The sequence below is a fragment of the Paenibacillus sp. strain BS8-2 genome (genome assembly GCF_054483835.1).
On sequence record NZ_CM137010.1, the window covers coordinates 5,102,788 to 5,121,755 of the forward strand.

20 protein-coding genes and 1 pseudogene are annotated in these 18,968 nt (G+C 47.6%); 8 read left to right on the forward strand and 13 right to left on the reverse strand.

Going from position 1 to position 18,968, the window contains the following annotated elements; genetic code table 11:
- Position 1: 1 nt before the first annotated feature.
- Positions 2-523, reverse strand: coding sequence for a shikimate kinase (locus ACX1C1_RS22335; RefSeq protein ID WP_458954338.1), 522 nt, complete (start codon positions 521-523; stop codon positions 2-4).
- 141 nt (positions 524-664) lie between these two features.
- Between ACX1C1_RS22335 and ACX1C1_RS22340 the strand changes: the two genes are divergently transcribed.
- Positions 665-961 (forward strand): hypothetical protein, encoded by a 297-nt coding sequence (locus ACX1C1_RS22340; protein WP_458954339.1) that lies wholly within the window; start codon positions 665-667, stop codon positions 959-961.
- A gap of 6 nt (positions 962-967) precedes the next feature.
- Here ACX1C1_RS22340 and gndA read toward each other — a convergent pair whose 3' ends face one another.
- Positions 968-2,380, reverse strand: a complete 1,413-nt coding sequence (gndA, locus tag ACX1C1_RS22345) for an NADP-dependent phosphogluconate dehydrogenase (RefSeq protein WP_458954340.1) — start codon at positions 2,378-2,380, stop codon at positions 968-970.
- Between the two features lie 262 nt (positions 2,381-2,642).
- Complete coding sequence (locus tag ACX1C1_RS22350; protein ID WP_458954341.1) at positions 2,643-3,239, reverse strand: hypothetical protein; 597 nt, start codon at positions 3,237-3,239, stop codon at positions 2,643-2,645.
- Between the two features lie 254 nt (positions 3,240-3,493).
- Here ACX1C1_RS22350 and ACX1C1_RS22355 point away from each other — a divergent pair, with 254 nt between their 5' ends.
- A complete protein-coding gene (locus ACX1C1_RS22355; protein ID WP_458954342.1) occupies positions 3,494-4,156 on the forward strand; it encodes a DUF1054 domain-containing protein in 663 nt (220 codons plus the stop codon).
- A 78-nt stretch (positions 4,157-4,234) separates the two neighbouring features.
- Here ACX1C1_RS22355 and ACX1C1_RS22360 read toward each other — a convergent pair whose 3' ends face one another.
- Positions 4,235-7,270, reverse strand: a complete 3,036-nt coding sequence (locus ACX1C1_RS22360) for an efflux RND transporter permease subunit (protein ID WP_458957765.1) — start codon at positions 7,268-7,270, stop codon at positions 4,235-4,237.
- 269 nt (positions 7,271-7,539) lie between these two features.
- A complete protein-coding gene (locus ACX1C1_RS22365; protein ID WP_458957766.1) occupies positions 7,540-8,763 on the reverse strand; it encodes an MFS transporter in 1,224 nt (407 codons plus the stop codon).
- 152 nt (positions 8,764-8,915) lie between these two features.
- Here ACX1C1_RS22365 and ACX1C1_RS22370 point away from each other — a divergent pair, with 152 nt between their 5' ends.
- Together ACX1C1_RS22370 and ACX1C1_RS22375 are read left to right on the forward strand one after the other, a co-directional pair.
- On the forward strand, positions 8,916-10,385 hold the full coding sequence (locus ACX1C1_RS22370; RefSeq protein ID WP_458954343.1) for an aminotransferase class I/II-fold pyridoxal phosphate-dependent enzyme: 1,470 nt from the start codon (positions 8,916-8,918) through the stop codon (positions 10,383-10,385).
- Between the two features lie 65 nt (positions 10,386-10,450).
- Complete coding sequence (locus ACX1C1_RS22375) at positions 10,451-10,867, forward strand: DUF1885 family protein (RefSeq protein WP_458954344.1); 417 nt, start codon at positions 10,451-10,453, stop codon at positions 10,865-10,867.
- Positions 10,868-10,934: 67 nt separating this feature from the next.
- On the opposite strand, the gene ACX1C1_RS22380 is transcribed toward ACX1C1_RS22375, so the two are convergent.
- From ACX1C1_RS22380 to ACX1C1_RS22390, 3 genes are all read right to left on the reverse strand, one after another.
- The gene (locus ACX1C1_RS22380; protein ID WP_458954345.1) at positions 10,935-11,243 is read right to left on the reverse strand and encodes a DUF1292 domain-containing protein; all 309 of its coding nucleotides are present in this window, start codon (positions 11,241-11,243) and stop codon (positions 10,935-10,937) included.
- 112 nt (positions 11,244-11,355) lie between these two features.
- Positions 11,356-11,925, reverse strand: a complete 570-nt coding sequence (locus ACX1C1_RS22385; RefSeq protein ID WP_458954346.1) for a stalk domain-containing protein — start codon at positions 11,923-11,925, stop codon at positions 11,356-11,358.
- A gap of 163 nt (positions 11,926-12,088) precedes the next feature.
- Complete coding sequence (locus ACX1C1_RS22390; RefSeq protein WP_458954347.1) at positions 12,089-12,295, reverse strand: hypothetical protein; 207 nt, start codon at positions 12,293-12,295, stop codon at positions 12,089-12,091.
- A 150-nt stretch (positions 12,296-12,445) separates the two neighbouring features.
- On the opposite strand from ACX1C1_RS22390, the gene ACX1C1_RS22395 reads away from it, so the two are divergent.
- Positions 12,446-13,174 (forward strand): MBL fold metallo-hydrolase, encoded by a 729-nt coding sequence (locus tag ACX1C1_RS22395; RefSeq protein WP_458954348.1) that lies wholly within the window; start codon positions 12,446-12,448, stop codon positions 13,172-13,174.
- Between the two features lie 102 nt (positions 13,175-13,276).
- Here the strand turns inward: ACX1C1_RS22395 and ACX1C1_RS22400 are convergent, their stop codons facing one another.
- The 3 genes from ACX1C1_RS22400 to ACX1C1_RS22410 form a co-directional block, all read right to left on the reverse strand.
- A complete protein-coding gene (locus tag ACX1C1_RS22400; protein WP_458954349.1) occupies positions 13,277-13,519 on the reverse strand; it encodes a DUF3892 domain-containing protein in 243 nt (80 codons plus the stop codon).
- Between the two features lie 65 nt (positions 13,520-13,584).
- A complete protein-coding gene (locus ACX1C1_RS22405; protein ID WP_458954350.1) occupies positions 13,585-13,734 on the reverse strand; it encodes a hypothetical protein in 150 nt (49 codons plus the stop codon).
- A gap of 90 nt (positions 13,735-13,824) precedes the next feature.
- A complete protein-coding gene (locus ACX1C1_RS22410; RefSeq protein WP_458954351.1) occupies positions 13,825-14,061 on the reverse strand; it encodes a hypothetical protein in 237 nt (78 codons plus the stop codon).
- A 342-nt stretch (positions 14,062-14,403) separates the two neighbouring features.
- Between ACX1C1_RS22410 and ACX1C1_RS22415 the strand changes: the two genes are divergently transcribed.
- The 3 genes and pseudogenes from ACX1C1_RS22415 to ACX1C1_RS22425 all read left to right on the forward strand — a co-directional run bounded on the left by ACX1C1_RS22415 (position 14,404) and on the right by ACX1C1_RS22425 (position 16,741).
- Positions 14,404-14,637 (forward strand): IS110 family transposase, encoded by a 234-nt coding sequence (locus tag ACX1C1_RS22415; RefSeq protein WP_458954352.1) that lies wholly within the window; start codon positions 14,404-14,406, stop codon positions 14,635-14,637.
- Between the two features lie 34 nt (positions 14,638-14,671).
- Complete coding sequence (locus ACX1C1_RS22420) at positions 14,672-15,172, forward strand: transposase (protein WP_458954353.1); 501 nt, start codon at positions 14,672-14,674, stop codon at positions 15,170-15,172.
- Between the two features lie 412 nt (positions 15,173-15,584).
- Positions 15,585-16,741, forward strand: a pseudogene (locus ACX1C1_RS22425) (IS110 family RNA-guided transposase).
- Positions 16,742-16,892: 151 nt separating this feature from the next.
- On the opposite strand, the gene ACX1C1_RS22430 reads toward ACX1C1_RS22425, so the two are convergent.
- Together ACX1C1_RS22430 and ACX1C1_RS22435 are read right to left on the reverse strand one after the other, a co-directional pair.
- Positions 16,893-17,060: a hypothetical protein gene (locus ACX1C1_RS22430; RefSeq protein ID WP_458954354.1), complete on the reverse strand. Its 168-nt coding sequence runs from the start codon at positions 17,058-17,060 to the stop codon at positions 16,893-16,895.
- Between the two features lie 660 nt (positions 17,061-17,720).
- A complete protein-coding gene (locus tag ACX1C1_RS22435; protein ID WP_458954355.1) occupies positions 17,721-18,743 on the reverse strand; it encodes a YheC/YheD family protein in 1,023 nt (340 codons plus the stop codon).
- Positions 18,744-18,968: the final 225 nt, after the last annotated feature.

Below are 18,968 nucleotides of genomic sequence, written 5' to 3' on the forward strand. Positions count from 1 at the left end.
ATTAGTTCTCCTTTGATTCATTCATATGTTTGATAATACGGCTTGAGACATCCTTAACGGATAAACCAGTCGTATCGATGATGAGATGTGCGAAATCATAAAGGCCTTTGCGCTGCTCCAGCAGCTGATAAACTCGCTCCCTGGCATCTCCTTGCAGCAGAGGCCGCCCTTCATCCTGCGATACGCGGGTGATGATACTCTCCGGGTCTGCAGTCAATGCAACAACTAAGCTATGTGCGAGCATCGTTTCACGGTTGCTCTCGCGCAGCACCGCGCCGCCTCCGGTCGCGATCACTGCTGGTTCAGCACGCTGCAAGAGATCTCGGAGACACGCCGACTCCATATCTCGGAAGTGCTGCTCGCCTTCGCCCGCGAAAATATCGGGAATACTTTTTCCTGCTCGTCTTACGATGTCGTCGTCGCTATCGGCCCGTTCCCATCCTAGTTGCTCCGATAACGCTCGACTGACGCTGGATTTGCCCGTGCCCATAAATCCGATCAGCACCAGCTTGTTCGATTTCATCTGAGCAATCATCCCTTTTCTCATTCTTAGAAGACAATTCTTCCATATCATATCATTTATTTGGGGATTCAGTGTATAAAAAAGTGGGATTAGTCGTATGCATGTTAATGATGTCAATTATAAGCAGGGAGTGATCTTATTATGAAGAGTCAGGTCCGCTCACTACATCCGACCGACCAACGGATCCGTACTATCCTGAATCCGGAGCATCCTTTATGTCGCGACGACGTCATCTGGATGCTCGGTTATATTAAAAAAAAGGTGGCTGACGCAGATCCCGCTTTCATGGATCTGTCGCAGCCACGCCTCATGAAAAACTTTTTATATTTCGCCGAAGCGGCAATGGCGCTTATTCAACGCAGACATTGCAGCGACCAGGAAGCGGACAGGCTGCGCGATTGGCTGCGCGAAGCGTCCCATGGCCTCGTAGACCGCTAAAAGCGACTAGGATTGAAGCCAGTTGAAGTGGAACGTTCCTTCTTTGTCCACACGCTTAAAGGTGTGAGCGCCAAAGTAATCGCGTTGCGCTTGAAGCAGATTAGCAGGCAGTCGCTCTGTGCGATAGCTGTCGAAGTAAGCCAGCGCGCTGGAGAACGCAGGAACCGGTACGCCATTGGCAATAGCCGTTCCGATGACATCGCGCCATGCACCTTGGTACGATACAACGATTTCGTTAAAGTACGGATCCAGCAGCAGGTTGCGAAGCTCCGCATCACGTTCGTAAGCGTCTGTGATGTTCTGCAGGAAGCGAGCACGAATAATACAGCCTCCGCGGAAGATCTTCGCGATGTCGCCATATTTCAGATCCCAGCCATACTCATCGGATGCCGCGCGCATTTGAGCGAAGCCTTGTGCATAAGAGCAAATTTTACTCGCAAACAGTGCTTTGCGAACGGCTTCGATGAATGCAGCTTTGTCGCCTTGGAAAGGAACTTTAGCAGGGCCGCTCAATACTTTGCTTGCCGCTACGCGCTCTTCCTTCATTGCGGACAAGAAACGAGTGAATACAGACTCCGTGATAATGGACAATGGCACGCCAAGATCAAGGGAGCTTTGGCTTGTCCATTTGCCTGTACCCTTCTGGCCAGCGGAGTCAAGGATGACGTCAACCATAGGCTTGCCAGTCTCCGGATCGTATTTGGAGAAGATGTCGCGAGTAATTTCGATCAGGTAGCTGTCCAGCTCCCCTTTGTTCCACTCTGCAAAGATTTCGTGAAGCTCCTCCGCGCTTACGTCCAGCACGTTCTTGAGCAGGTCATACGCTTCGCAAATCAGCTGCATGTCGCCGTATTCGATGCCGTTGTGGACCATCTTCACATAATGTCCGGCACCGTCTGGTCCAATATATGTACAACATGCTTCATCGCCGACTTTCGCAGAGATTGCCGTAAGGATCGGCTCCACCAGCTCGTAAGCGGATCGCTGACCGCCAGGCATAATGGAAGGCCCCTTCAGTGCGCCTTCTTCGCCGCCGGAAACGCCTGTGCCGATAAAGCGGAAGCCTTTTTCTTCAAGCTCTTTGCTGCGGCGCTGTGTATCAGGGAAATAAGCGTTGCCGCCGTCAATAATAATATCCCCTTGATCCAAATGTGGCACGAGGGAGTCGATTGTTGCGTCCGTACCCGCTCCCGCTTGCACCATGATCAGAATTTTACGAGGAACTTCGAGTGAAGCAACAAACTCTTCGATCGTATAAGTAGGCACCAGGTTTTTGCCTGCGGATTCGCTCATAAGCTCGTCCGTTTTTTCGCGCGAACGGTTGAATACGGAGACAGTAAACCCTCTGCTTTCGATATTGAGGGCTAGGTTTCTGCCCATGACGGCCATGCCGATAACGCCGATTTGTTGCTTAGACATGAATTTCTTCCATCCTTTGTAAGTAATTTTTTTTAAATTCACAATAGCTATATTCTACTCTTTTTGCCACCAGAAGAAAACCTTCTGAATTGAAAAATGTCGTAAGCTACCATCAGAATATTAGGGGGGTGGGGTTCAATAAATTTTATAATGGCCTTGTCGGTGCTGCTCGCACAAAGAAACGACCCTGCAAGCCGCACCATCCCGGGCGACTGCTTGATCGTTTCGTTAGAGCCTTAGATTATCCACGCGCGTCTATCCCTCACAGTTCCAGCTGCAGCATCTCCGTACGGAGCGCCACTAATTTTTCCTTTGATTGTGTAACCGCTTCCTCATTTTGAGCCTCAAGCGCCTCATGAAGCACCGACAGTTCGTAGTCGAGCTCGTAACGCAGCACCGCCGCCCTCTCTTCTGCCCGTTTCGATTGAAAGGCCTTGATCATTTCTTCTATTGTTACGAATGGTTTCTTTTGATAAATGATCCGATGTTCCATGCCAGACACCTCCACAAGTCTTATGATTTCACCGAACATAATGTTTTCGATCACGATTTGACGATCCTTAATTCGTTTCACAACCGCATGGCCGCGTGTATCGTTTATTAATTTCTCCAATAGCTCCGACAACTTCTCGTCTTTAATGACATAATCGCCTACGATTTTGTACCTGGTGTTCATCCGGTGGAATTGGAGCTTCACCAGCTTGCGACCGGTTCGGATGGATACGAGGAACTGCCCTTCCGTCTCGCTCCAGTATAAGGAATATCCTTCCTGAATGAGATCACGGATGAGATTTTGGATTTGCCGGCGTTCGAATCGCAGCTCCAGATTACAGTATTCGACTTCGTAGCTCTTATTCACGGCAATCCCTCCCTTAACCAAGAATTAGTTGACGAAATGTTCTGACAATTTGTTCTTACCACTATCTTATACTTCATCTTATGTTCTGGCAACTTGGATTATTGACTATTTTTTATGTTTATGGCGCCTAATCTGTATGAGGCTCTTCCCGAAATCGATCGATATAGGCATATGACGAACTCCATGTTATAATAATTCTAAATTAATAAGTCTTCTCATCGTATACATGAAGTCCTTAAGGAGCTGATCTAGATTTGACTACCCCTACCCAACTGCCTTCCCTTATAGATGAAGGTTTCACATCTGCTGATTTCGAAGTGTTCCAGCTTAACGGACTCGAACAACGCATGAATGGCATCCAATCTCGCATCCAACCTAAATTTCGGGCTATCGGCGAACGGCTGACGGACGTGCTGTCTCAACGCTTGGGACAAGAGATGTTCCTACACATCGCCAAACATGCCAGACGAACCGTTAATGCACCAAAGGATACCTGGCTATCGATCTGCGGGAATAAGCGCGGTTACAAGTCGCATCCCCACTTCCAGCTTGGACTGTTCGATGATCATCTGTTCATTTGGCTCGCACTGATCTATGAGTTGCCGAACAAAAAAACGATCGCATCCGCCTATTTGACACAAATAGATGAAGTAATGGCACAGGTGCCGAATGGATACAAATTATCAATGGATCACATGAAGAAGGACGCACTCCAAATTGGCGACATGGATGAGGAAGCTTGGAAAACCACGCTGGTACGTTTCCGCGATGTCCAGAAAGCGGAGCTGCTGATCGGACGCCATATCGCCGCTGATGATCCTCTTCTTGCGGATGGAGATCAGCTTCTCGCCTATGCGTTGTCCACATACGATGCATTATTGCCGCTCTATAAGATGGCATGCGCACACTCAGAATAACAACAAGCCGATGAAGAGTGCTGAACACTCTTCACCGGCTTGTTCTTCTACTAGGAGTAATTTGTATCTTTGTATCGTTTAAGCTTCCGTTTTCTCCGAGACGCCAACTGCCGCGAACTTGGATGAGCCAATCGCCATATTACGCTGCTTACCTGACTTCCGGAAATATAACAATTCGTATACACAAGGAACGATAACCAGAGTCAGAAGCGTTGCCGCGGTCAAGCCGCCGATCACGACAATGGCCAGACTTTGCGAGACAATGCTACCTGATTCGTGGGAGCCGAATACGAGCGGCAGCATGGCGCAGATGGTGGCAACCGCCGTCATGACAATCGGCCTCATCCGCGTAGTCGCCGCTTCGATTAACGAATCGCGAATACTCATGGACTCTTCGTTCTGCTTCACACGATCAATGAGTACGATCGCATTCGTGACAACGATGCCGATCAACATCAGCGCCCCGAACATCGCTGTGAAATCAGGCGTAACGCCAGAGACTAACAGTCCAGTTACAGCGCCGATTGCAGCAAGAGGCAAAGAAATCATAATGGCAAGCGGTCCTCTTAATGTCTTGAAGGTGAGCACCATGATCAGGTATACCAATCCGATGGAGATAAGGGCAGTCATGCCGAGATCTGCGAAATCGCTGGATTGTTCAGCGGACGCCCCGCCAACTGCCAATTCCACACCTGCTGGCAAATCCATCTCCGCTGACTTTTTCTTAATATCCTCACCAACAACGGACAGCTTGTCGGGGGCAACGCTAGCTGTTACTCGCAAGTAAGGCTTGCCTTCTTTGTGATACAACAAGGTTGGTTCTTCGGTCCGGACCAACTCCGCGACTGTCGAGATCGGAACAGGACCCGACTCCGACATAACGGTTAGAGCGCCAAGTTCTGTATTCGTTTGCGGACTGACGATCGGTTGAAGCCAAACAGGCGTTACTCCTTCGGATAACTTCACGGAACCGACAGGTACCTGGTTAAGAGCAAGCTGCAGCTGCTGTGCGATCTCCTCGCCCTTTGCAAGCATCGGATTCACTTTGAACGAGTATACAGGCTTTAATTCTTCTTGATTGCTTTCGACCTTCAATACTCCGTCGATTTGCGACACCGCTTCCTCAAGCTTGCCTGCTACCTCGGCAAGCTGCGATTCTTCCCCTGTCACATCAATAAAGACAGTTGTGGAGCCGCCACCCATCATAAGATCCTGAGCGTTTGCTAGAAGCTCCGCTTCCGGATAAGATGCCGCCTGTGCGCGCACTTCCTCCAGAATTTGCCCGCCATCCGCTCCAGCCTTTAGATCTACGATATAATAAACCATCGTTGGAGAGGATACATCCCCGAACTGGGCAGCTTCTGCACTGTTACCTAAAGTCATCATTGTCCACTCGATTTCTTTGTGACCGCTTAGGAACTGCTCCAATTCCGTCCCTTTCTCTAGTACCTTTGATTCCGGCGTATCTCCCGGATATTCAAGTGTAACGATAAGATTCTCAGCGCTAGAAGCATCAAGCGCCCCCTTAGGCATTAGTGCATATGCGCCGACAGAACCGATGAGCAATACGACGGACAACGTCAACGGAGCCCACTTATGGCGCAAGTTCCAAGATAAGAACGACGCGAACCGCGGCGAAGCTGCATGTTCTTTCTCTTTAGTACCCCGCAGCAGCCAAGCGCTTAACAACGGAACGACTGTCAGAGCAACTAGGAGCGAAGCAAGCAGCGAATAGGTTACCGTCAAAGCGAAAGGCAGGAGGAACGCCTGCAACGAACCACGAAGCAAGCCCATCGGCAAGAATACCACTACTGTCACGATTGTGGACGAGGTGATCGCTTGAGCAACTTCCTTTGTCGCATTCGTAATTAATGAGATAGAGAATGTTTCCTTCTGAAGCCTTCGATAGATGTTCTCGATCACGACAATGCTGTCGTCAACAAGTCTGCCGACAGCAACAGCAACGCCGCCTAACGTAATAATATTCAGCGTAACACCTGATAACTGCAACAAATACAACGTAATTCCAAGTGAAAGCGGAATGGAAACGATCGTTACGAGAGTAGCTCGGAAATTTCTCATGAACACCAAGATGACAATTGTTGCGAATAAGGCACCGAGTAACACTTCCCGCAGCATGCTATTCACAGAATACTCAATGGATTCCGCACTGCTAATTAGAACGGAAGCTGTCACGCCATCCCCAAGTGCGTTTAGCTCACTCACTTTTTCATGGATTAACCTGCCCACCGAAACTGCATTCGCATCAGAAGCTTTGGATATCGTCAACATGACCGCATCCTGCCCGTTCATTCGGCTGACGCTGTCACTCTCATTGGCCAATTCGACGACTGCGACGTCTGAGAGCCTGAGCCCCGACGCAATCGGCAATTGCCTTAACATCTCAAGAGAATTGATTTCATCATACACTTTCAGGCTAGCCCCTTGACCGTCTATGTTCTGGTCGCCTATCGACGACTGAACGCCTCTTCCTTGTAACACTCCCATAAGCGATTGCACCGGTAATCCGGCTTCAGCAAGTTTGTCTCCCGATGGAATTAAGTGAATGACCGCCTTCGCTCCGCCAGATACCGAGATTTGCCCTGTTCCTTCTATGCCCTGCAGCTCAGATTTGATTACAGTTAATCTCTCTTCACGCTCTCTATTCGATAAAGATTCGTCGAAGGTGAGCGTCACCCACGATATTGGAATCATCGATGTGTGAAATTGCACGACGAATGGCTTCATCACTTTCTCCGGAAGCCCCACGCTCGCGATCGCACGCTCTACCTCTTCTTTGGCTTCCTTCATATTGGTTGAAGCATCAAAGTTCAGACTAATTTGAGAGTATCCATCGCCTGAAGTAGAGAACATCGATGTACGACCTTTCGTAAACATGACTGCATCCTCTAGTGGACTTGTGACTTCATCCTCCATCGTTTTTGCGCTTACTCCCTGTCCGATCGCTGCGATCATGACCTGGGGGTTGTCAGCAGCGGGAAGAAACTCCATCGGTAATCGGAAGTAGCTAATCATGCCCATGATGAGCGCCATCACCACTAACAAGCCGACTGCTGCCTTATTTCGGAATGACCACCCTGTTATTGAATTCATCATTTGTTTCTGCTCCTTCTCCGTTCTTCGGATCGTTATTACGAACAATCCAATCATACCCAGACGAAGGAAACGGGAGAAACGTCTGAAGACGGTTTTCGGTTCACGTCCAAAGGCCGACCCCAACCACGACTTTAGTCGAGTGCAGTTGGTCTTAAAGTTGTTCGCCGACAGCCTTCTCACAACTACAAAAGGCTCCCAATCGGGAGCCTTAAGGAGCCTTAGCAGACAACGTCATCTCTACTGTCGTATTCGAACAACCGGGAAAATTACGCCTCTTGTCTCTGCGAATCGTGTGCAGCGCCGTCCAATTGACGGAAGCGGAATACAAAAGCGACCGCTGCCACACATAAAATACCGCCAAGGAGATAAGGCAAGCCTTCTCCGAGTGTGAACAAGAACGTACCAAGAAGCGGTCCTGCAATTCGTCCCAGACTGTCCATGGAGGAGCTAAGCCCGGATGCAACACCTTGACCTACCGTTGTTTTCTGCGTAATTAGCGAAGTGACACATGGCCGAATCAGAGAATTCCCGATGCCGAAAACGGCAAGCGACACAATTGCCCATGTCAATGAATGGGCGAACAACAGCATGAAGAATCCTACGGCTGACACGAGAAGTCCAATTACAATATACTTCGGTTCTTCGCCCTTCTGAATTTTACGTCTGACGAAGCCGCCCTGCACAAGAGCGCCTACGATCCCGCACACGAAGAATAACAATCCAACTTCAAGCGGAGTAACATCGAATCGTCTCATCCCGAAAAATTGAAGAGTAGCCTCCATGCCAGCCAGCGTAAAGGTTACGAAAAATGCGAGAACGTACAAATGTTTGAGCGGACCTTGGAATGCCGTCCAGCGGGATGTTCGTTTCTCCGTCCTTTTCTTGCGTTGCTCTGGTGTCAAGGATTCGTTCAACTTCAGCCATGCAAGAACAAATGTAATCAGCGCAAGCCCCGAAGCTACAAAAAACGGAGTCTCATGCGACACGACGCTGAGCAGCCCGCCAAAGCCTGGTCCGATTGTGAATCCAAGACCAATGGACATGCCCACGAGGCCCATCCCTTTGGTACGCTGCTCCGGCGGCGTAATATCTGCTACATAAGCAACGATGACAGAAGCGACCGCACCGGAGAACAGTCCGCCGACAGCCCTGGAAACATACATCAGTCCCAGATTGCCCGAGGCTAGTCCGAATAGAAGGAAGCTCGCAGCAAAACCAACAAGCCCAATCAGAATAATCGGCCGCCGGCCAATCCGATCGGACAGGTTGCCCCATAACGGAGATAGTATGAATGACACTGCTGAGTACAGCGCAAGCATCCAGCCCGTATGCAGCTCCGCCCCTTCCGGGTCAGCGGCTTGTATAATTTCCGGCATAACCGGGATGATAATGCCAAAGCCGATAAATGTGATCATCAACACAGCCATAACAATCAGTAAACGTTTATCTTTCATGTTGTTAATCCCTCCACTCCAGCTATCGTAACATATCCATGAGGGCCGCAAGTATGAACAATTTTGTAACAAATAACGGTTATCCCGCGTCGCGAGCGAGAAATCACGACATTCTTTGCTTGCAAAACCTCTTGATTTTGTTATACTCTATTTTGTTTGTACATCTGATGAAAGGCAGGGATACGGCGATGGATCATAATAAAACCCCGCTCTTCACTGCGCTCCGCGAGCATGCGGCGCATAATCCCGTTCAATTCCATATTCCCGGACACAAAAAAGGCGTAGGCAGCGATTCCGAATTTCGCGAATTTATCGGCGACAACGCTCTGTCGATCGATCTTATCAATATAGCTCCGCTAGACGATCTTCATCAACCTACTGGTGTAATTGAAGAGGCACAGCAGCTAGCGGCGGATGCATTCGGCTCCGACTACACCTTCTTCTCCGTTCAAGGCACAAGCGGCGCAATCATCACAATGATTTTGTCTGTTTGCGCGCCTGGAGACAAAATTATCGTACCGCGTAACGTACACAAGTCCATTATGGCTGCTATTATCTTTGCCGGAGCCAGACCTGTATTTATTTCTCCGGCACGGGATAACAATCTCGGCATCGATCACGGGATTACAACCCGCTCCGTCAAGCGCGCGCTTGAGAGGCATCCGGACTCCAAGGCTGTACTTGTCATTAATCCGACTTACTTTGGCATATGCGCGAACCTCAAAGAAATCGTTGATCTGGTACATAGCTATGATATCCCCGTGCTAGTAGACGAAGCGCACGGCGTGCTGATTCATTTCCATGACAAGCTTCCGATGTCCGCTATGCAGGCCGGCGCGGATATGGCTGCCACAAGTGTTCATAAATTAGGTGGCTCCATGACGCAAAGCTCCGTTCTAAATGTACGCAAGGGTCGTGTCAACCCGCAGCGAGTGCAGACGATAATTAGTATGCTGACAACAACATCGACTTCTTACATTCTGCTTGCTTCGTTAGATACATCGCGTCGCAATCTAGCACTGAACGGTCGCGATATCGCAGAACGTGCGATTACGCTTGCCCAAGACGCTCGCAGACAAATCAACGAGATTCCTGGCTTGTACAGCTTTAGCGAAGAAATTTTGGGTGGTGAAGCCACTTATGATTACGATCCTACCAAAGTATGTATCCATGTTCGCCATCTAGGCGTAACAGGATACGACGTCGAGAACTGGCTGCGAGAACACTACAACTTAGAAATCGAGCTAAGCGATATGTATAACATTCTTTGCCTAGTTACGCCTGGAGATACCTCTGAGTCGGTAGAGAAGTTAGTTGAAGCTCTGCGCGGATTGTCGGATGCCTTCCATGAAGGTGCCGAGGCACGGGAGCTCGTAGTCAAAATCCCGGATATTCCTCAGTTATCCCTTACACCGCGCGATGCTTTCTATGCAGAGACTGAAGTGATTCCGTTCAAAGAATCCGCAGGACGAATTATTGCCGAATTCATTTATGTATATCCGCCGGGCATTCCGATTCTGCTTCCCGGAGAAGTCATTTCACAGCCCAACATCGACTACATCGTCGATCATGTCGAGGTAGGGTTACCTGTCAAAGGTCCTGAAGATCGCAGCATTCAATTCGTCAAAGTTATTGTAGAAGAAACGGCCATCTCCTAATGAACGCAAGCTTGTTGTAAAGGTTTCCAGCCCATGCTATGATGACCTTAAAGAGGTGATTGTAGATGAGTCAGAGTGCTTACATAAAGCTTGTGGAAGGCTCTACAGCTCAGGACATTACGCTTCAAGAGATTCAAGAAGTATTGCACCGATACAGAAGTCAGACCGCCTTGACCGGAGAGCAGCTGGGATGGGATTATGCAGGTTCTGCATTCCCCTACACCATCGAAACGGCCGGAGACGATCGTTGGTTTTATCTCAAGGGTACTGGCACCCCCTACAAACACATCATTTTGGGACCAGCCGCAGTTACAAGCGTCTCTGGAGATCAAGTTCGCTGCATTCAGGTTGTCCTGCCTGACGAATCTACACATGGCGACAAGTCCAAAGGCAACGAATTATGTAAGTACATGGCCAAGCAGCTCAAAGCAGAATTAACGATGTTCAACGGACGTACGGTATATTACAATCCACGCAAATAAATACAACGGGCTGCATTGCCGGGTTTTAAGAACCTGGCAAAGCAGCCCGTTGTTGTTATCGCTTGAATTATTGCTCGTCATTCTCCGTACGTGCGATCTCTTCGTAGATCGCCGTTACGCGCTCCCACTCCGCATCGTCTTCGATACCGACCAGGTAAGCTTCGTCGTTCTCTTCTTCGATACGGAAGATAACGCCGTCCAGCTCAGGATCTTGGCGGTCCAACAATACCGCATATGCGTTATTCTCGGATTCGAACGTATATACCATTACCATCTCGCGTTCTTCGCCTTCGTCGTTGGTCACGATAAATACATGCTCTTCATGCTCGTGATCTTCTCCGCAGCCGCAATCCGGTCCGTGTTGATGTTCGCTCATGTTAGTAACCCCACTTCCGTAAATTAATCATTCCTGCACATATTAACATGACATGCTGTTGTCGGTCAAACGAAAGAAGCCCCTTTGTCAGGGGCCCTATGAGATCCAATCATTAAGATGATGAAGTAATCAGCTTCTCCGAAACAGCTACCCAATCATCTGTCCCTGATAGCTGGATATAGAAGCGCACCTTATATTTGCCTGTGGCATCGAACTTATAATCGAAAGGATCGGTAACAAACCAGAAGGAGTCGTTATATTTTTTAATAGACTCGCTTTGAATAAATCGTTCCTTGCCATAAGGATCCTCGATTGTAACTTTGACTGCAGATAATTCTGCTTTCACATTATCGATCTGCGAGAACACTTTAATCTTGCCTTGGTACCCTTTGTCCACGCCGCCAAATGTCGAATTCTTGTCATTGTAGAGGAACATATGAACATTAGGTTTGTAGATGACGGCACGTTTATTGTAATCGTCCCACCGAACAACAGCTCCAATTGCTTCCGCAACCTGACGAAGCGGCAAATACGTTTTGCCGTCAATCAGAACACCGCCATCATCCTGATCCGTACCGTTAATAATGACGCGCACCTTCTGGGACACGGCGTCCGCGAATATCATCGTACCGCCCCATACTGACAGCAGCATTACCATAATCGCAATTTTCCTGAACCTCATCGCTGCATAAACCCCCATCCGCCTATTCTGGATGTAAGTTTATACTCCTGTGTTTCTTTAAAGTTGCGCTGCTTTTTATCATTTTTCTATACAAATCATAAATAATTTCAATTGTCAAATGCTGTTGAAAGATGCGCTTGCCTGGGAAATAGTTGAATACATATTACCCAAGGGTTTTGGTCAGTATGCAGGGTACCCCTTTGCCTACCGCTCCAGGCTCCTGCATGCGAGCCAAGTAATTCATGCCCCTCGCGCAAGGCGTCTTGCACACCCTGCATGTTTCGGATAAAACCAGCTTATACTGAACCTGCTTGCGATCGCTGACCACTTGTTTTTTCTTAGCACTTTTACCTTTGCCGCCTTTACTCATCCTGCCTCACCCTCTCGCAATGATCCAGCTTCCACATCGTATGTCGTGGAGTAGAATATTGCGCCCAGAAATGGCAAGCTCTCGAAAATTTTGTTAAAGTGAAAGGACAGCGGCAAGCAGTCGCTTAATTGCATTAGGAGCGTGAAAGTCATGTACATAACGATGCTTGGAACCGGCAATGCATTCGCCAAACGATTCAATAATAATAACGCCCTGATCGAATCCGGCGAGAGTCGCCTGCTCGTCGACTGTGGCATCACATTGCCCAAAGCCTTACATGACCACGGATACTCGTTCTCGGAGCTGGACGCGATACTGATTAGTCATATTCATGGCGATCATGTTGGCGGACTAGAAGAGCTTGCGTTTCAGATGATGTTCAAGTACGGCGGTCGTAAGCCTATCCTCTACATCGCCGAAACATTAGTCACTCCATTATGGGAGCATACGCTTAAAGGCGGTCTCGTTCAAGGAGAACTCAGCGAGATGGATCATTTCTTTGAAGTGAAGCCACTAACGCCTGATCGCCAATATGAACTTCTTCCGGGAATTACAGTCGAGCTTATTAGAACCGATCATATACCGGGTAAAAACAGCTATTCGTTTATCATTAACGATTCCTTCTTCTATTCGGCGGATATGAAATTTGATAGGAAACTTCTAGAATCGTTAGTAGCACGAGGCATCCAGACCATATACCATGATTGCCAGCTGGAAGCGCCAGGTGCGGTTCATGCTAGCCTGGACGAGCTGCTTAGCTTGCCGATCGAGCTGCAAGAGCGAATAAACCTTATGCATTACGGTGATGCCATTGATGATTACAGAGGCAAAACAGGCGCCATGCGAATTGTGGAGCAAGGGAAGAAACACGAGCTTTAACATCAAACAGCCCCGATGCGATGAAATTCATTCGAAAGGTTCGTACAACCTGTCGCAATGAATCTGTCCCCGCTCGGGGCTGTCTTCTATGTTTATCCGTACCTAGAACAACGGCAGTTGATCCAGATTATTAGTCGGGTCGCCGTCGGCATCGCCTCTGAGATAGATTTCTCCATCCTTGCCTTTAAACGCATTCACTCCCGCAATCAGACCAGCTTGTACTTCTTGCAGAGCCGCTTGATAATCCAGCTGTCTGCCAGAGGATGTCTGGAATGCGGTCAAATCGCCGTCGCCGTTTTTTTGCACCGCTACGATTGTTTCTCTTTCTTGCTGACTAGAATCCATGGTTGCTCGCTCCTTCCGAAGATTAAGTTCGGTTACGGAACTAGCATGCCTCGGTCAATCGCCAGTTATTCCTTCATCTTCCTTTGCCACACAAAAGGTTCGTCAAATGACCATGAATCCTGTTTCACAAATGCCGCCAGCAGAGCGATCAACGTGCCGATAATACTGAACATACCGATCAGCCAAATGGATAATATCGCATAACCTGATGCCACAACTATCCCTCCTCGCGCCTTTTTATTACCATATGCGAGGATCGAATGGAATAGTAGACGCCATCTCAAGACTTCTTGGACCAAGCGGCTTTAACGCTTTTTTTTCGTTTTTCTGCTCGAGATTAGAGCGAGCAGTCCTTCTTCGTCTGCATCTCCGTTATCCTCGCGCTTTGCGAGCAATAGTGACCATAACGCAAGCAGATCGCCGATCACCACCACGATGCCAGCTATGATCGCGACGTCGTCCGATGATAGCGAGGAGGAGGTTTTAGCGGAATCTGCGCTATCGGATTCTCTTTGCCCCCTTCTTTTCTTTGAACTAGCCATCGTACACCATCCCGCCCATCACAAAGGTATGATAGCAGTCTATTCAGATAGGCCAATTTGGTATGGGCTACCAACAAAACTTCCATGGTCTTTCGCCCGCAACCCGTACATGAAAGTGGGGTTTAGTGTTTAAGGAGCGCTCCCATACTGGATAATACTGCGATTGGACAGAAATACGAAGTTTTTTTGGTGGTTCGACCCTGTAAATAAAAATGTGAGGATCCGTTCTGTGCACAACCCGTTGCTAGCGCCGGCGATGTCTGCTGGATGACTGCGTACAGAAAAATGGAGATTTCCAGACGAATCCACCAATCGCACCATTTCTAATTGGGAGGTATTTGCATGGAAACATTAATTGCTCGATGTGCTGGAATGGACGTTCACCAAGAATCCATTGTCGTCTGCGTGATGACCGGTGACACTGCTGAGGCGCCTGAAGTCGTGACTCGAACGTCTCCAACGATGACTCGAAATTTATACGAGCTCATGACATGGCTTGAATCGAAAGAAGTGACCCACATTGCGATGGAGAGCACCGGAATTTACTGGCGTCCCGTGTACAACACGTTTGGCTGAATCCTTGTTCGGAACATTGACCGAGCATCAGATCATGCTGATTCGGAACTGTTGGCAACGAATTATCGACTTGGAGGCTTCGATTTCAGAGCTTGATGTGGCGATTACGAGCCATCTCGAACCGTACCAAGAAGAATTCACCCTTATTCAAACCATACCAGGTGTAAGTGCCAACACAGCTGCAAGTCTTATTGCTGAAATCGGCGTAGATATGAACCAATTCCCCACTGCCGACCATTTGGCTTCCTGGGCTGGTGTTGCTCCGGGAAATAACGTAAGCGATGGTAAAAAAAGTATAAGCGTCATGAAAGGTAATCCGCATGTCAAAGCAACGCTTTGTGAAGCAACATGGGCTGCCGTCAGATCACGAAATTCCATTCTCTCCGCAACATTTTGGAGATTAGCATCACGACGCGGCAAGAAAAGAGCGCTCATCGCTACAGCTCGTAAAATACTCACCATTGTCTATCACATCATTCAAGAAAAACAAGGTTATATAGAAGGTGGCAAACAACCACGTTCAAAAGGGGCCTAACAGTATTTCCAACTGAAATATTTTTATTCCAGACTTTGAAAAATTCAAAGCCCGGGCATCCTATTATCTTTTTTCATAAAAGAGCTAAGTTCGTCAAAAGCTTCGTCGCACTCATGTTAATATGTGCTAAATAGACTTTCACAGAAAACAAACATGGTTACCCCCACCGCAACCCCGTCATGAAAGGGGGGCTAGCTCGGTGCATTTCTTCCTATACTGGATGATACGACGATTGGAAACAAACACGGAGTATTTTTTGGTGGTGCAACCCCGTACAGAAAACGGTGAGTCTGCGTTCTGCGCACAACCCCATGCCGACTTCAGCTTTTTCAGCTGAAACATCGCGGACAGAAAAATGGAGTTTTCGAACGCATACACCAATCGTCCAAACATTCTATTGGAGGAGATTAGAATGGAAACCCTAGTTCCCCGTTGTGCTGGACTCGATGTCCACCGTGAAACGATTGTCGCTTGCATCTTGACAGGCGAGGCAGACGAAGCGCCGCAGGTACAAACACGTACGTTTCCGACCATGACTCGCAACTTGTTTGACTTGATGAAGTGGTTGGAGGAGGAAGGTGTAACGCACATTGCGATGGAGAGCACCGGCATCTATTGGAAGCCGGTCTACAACATCATGGAGGGCTACTTCGACATTACACTTGCCAATGCTCAGCGTATCAAAAATGTCCCTGGACGCAAGACCGACGTGAACGATGCAGAATGGATCGCCAAGCTCCTGCGTGTCGGGCTGATCGAAAAAAGCTTCGTTCCCTCCGAGGATATTCGAGAGCTGCGGGACTTGACACGCTTGCGCAAAAAACGGGTCGCTAACCTCTCCGCTGAGAAGAACCGCATCCAAAAGGTGCTGGAGACCTCTAACATCAAGCTAGGAACCGTCATTTCGGATGTATTCGGTGTATCCGGCCGAAACCTATTGGAGCGCCTCGTGGAGCAAGGCTATGTCGATGCGAATGACATCGAGCAGCGGGTTCGAGGAAACGTTAAAAACAACGTGTCCCGCGTGGCCGAATCGCTATATGGCACCTTGAACACCCATCAAATCATGATGATTCGCAATTGCTGGGAGCACATCACGTTTCTAGAGCAGTCCATTGCGAATCTGGATCAGGAAATAGCGGCTCATTTGGTGCCTTACCAAGAAGCGCAAGTGCTGATCCAAACCGTGCCGGGTGTCAGCGCGATTACGGCTGCTGCCGTCATTGCAGAAATTGGGGTGGACATGGACCAATTCCCGACGGCCGAGCAAGTGACCTCTTGGGCAGGCGTCGCACCGGGCAACCATGAGAGTGCAGGTAAAAAAAAAGTACGCGAACGCGAAAGGGAAATCCTCATATAAAAACGGCGTTATGCGAAGCCGCTTGGGCGGCGGCAAAGTCTAGAAAAAGCCCGCTCGCAATCGGATTTTGGAAAATGGCTGCTCGACGTGGACATAAAAAGGCGATTATTGCACTGGCCCGCAAGCTGCTCACGATCATCTATACGATCTTGAAGACGAAAACCCCTTATATTGAGGGCGGGCCGCAAACGAATCAATCTGTAGCTTAACAGTGTAACCAAACCTTGAACATTTCATACCCTCGGGCATAAATAATGATGTCCCGGGCATCCTGTTTCCATTTTTAAGCATCTGTTCATGAAGATGCATCATTTCAAGGCAAATTCGTCGCATGAGCGGTATGTCGTGCGTAAAACTCTTTCACAGAAAAAAACAGGCTGCTACTGCCAGCCTGCCTTCTGAACAATTTCTATGCGCGAACGACTTGCGTGCCTGTGTTAAAGGCACTCCAATGATTAATCCGTCCAGCAGGATTGCTCCAAATCGGATCCAGAAGCCGCCAGGCTCGTTAACATAAAGAAGGTTCATGTTATCCTCCCTCGTGATGCCCTCCGTTCGGCTGCGAATGATTGGGATAAGGATTGTTGACATCACTTCTATAATATTGATCATTCATTTGTTAATCTCACCTTGTTATGTAATAGAAGCTTAGAACTATACTCCGAATAAACTTTTCTTCACTTCACTGGAATGCCGTATCGATGAGTCCTTTGCTCAAGTTCAGCCATAATGCATCTTCTTCTTGGCTATCCCTCAACCTGAATGAGAACTAGGGTAGCAGCGTCTTGGTGGAGCTGAATACTTTGATGCCAAACTTCGGTCTGAAATAACCTCTAATCCAAATGGCCTCAATCTTCTCCCCTTCGATCATGCGACCATATAACTTCAGCGATGAATCATATATATGTAATCTTCCTGACCGCTTATGCATGACAATCATTACAATTAAGCTTGTCATATGGCGAGATGTCCAGTGATCGGTCTGACTTTAATAGAAAATATCAATTTCACCCTTTCAATTAGTATTCCAAATAATCCCTTTAACTAGGCTTGATGCTCCGGATGAATATCCAGCATTTCATTGAAATTCATTACACTTGAATGTTTTGAATGGATCCACGCTTTAAACACTAACGCTCACGTAATTGGCAGATTATCGAACCTCCAAGCGCCGTGAGCGTTAACAATCTACAATGTAGAGAGAAATCGCGCATATTCCAATGTTTTAATATTGATTTGATTCAGATCAGCATCGCAATAAATGGTTTTGTCCGGCATCCCGTTAACCTCAATAATCCATAATTGATCGTGTCCGTCTAGCATAAAATCTATGCTTATTTCTCCTAGTGTCCCTATACCCGCTTCTACAGCGGCTGCTGCTTTCATGCTTAACACCTGCAACTGCCTCATGATAAGTTTCAATTGTTCTCCGGAATATAACGATCCCAATATTTCTTGAGCTGCTACAATACCCTCACAGCAGCTTGTATTGAAGTATTGTTCAAAAGATATTCTTGACCCCACATGAGAAGGGGTCCATATCCCCAAACCATTCTTCTGCATAAATACCCGAATATCAAAATATTGTCCATTTATTAATTTCGACGAGATACCCTGTTGAACAATGCAGGTCTTACCTTGTAATATTTTCTCCATTTCATGCTCAAATTGTTCCGCTTCCCAACAAATATGGATGGGAGCCAAGGTATTGGTCGATATATGAATACTATTGTCGCTCATTTGCTCTATTCGAAATACATCAATGCCTCGAGATCCATAAGTAGGCTTTACCACCAATAAGTTATGCTTAAGCAAAAGCTCTAATATCTTTCCTTTCGAATACAACTTCGTTTCTGGTACATGTTTTCGGATTTCAGAGTTATTAAAGCAAGTAAAGATTTCCCACTTGTCGAAAAAGTTTATGATGTTAAACAGCTTGCCTTTTCCTACTGCTTTTTCGATTCGTTTCGTGACTTCCTTTTTCATTTTATAGCTGCGGTTGTAAATACAATTTGGAAAAGGAATATGCTGCACATGAAATTTTTTTCCTTTAAGCTGAATTCCCCTTACTGTTTTTGTACGCCAATTGATACCGCGCGGTGTGAATGCGAAAATTTCTAAGGGGATGTTTTTATTCCCTTGATACTTTTTCAATACACGTTTTAGATTTGATTTTCTCGAAACTACAATCCCTAATCGATTTCTAGCCAATACATCACATCCTATTTATTGAATAGGCCATGCCTCCTCTTCATGCTATGTGAAGGTTGTTAGATTCGTATAGATATGAGCTTGGTTCTGAGAAAAATCAGCAAACGTATATTTTGCTAGCTTTATGTTCTTATTTGTAACGCCCAAAACTTGTCCTATATATACTGCAAAGTAGTCATTTCTACGCAACCACTGCATGACGGTAAATGAAGTGTTGTGGGATTA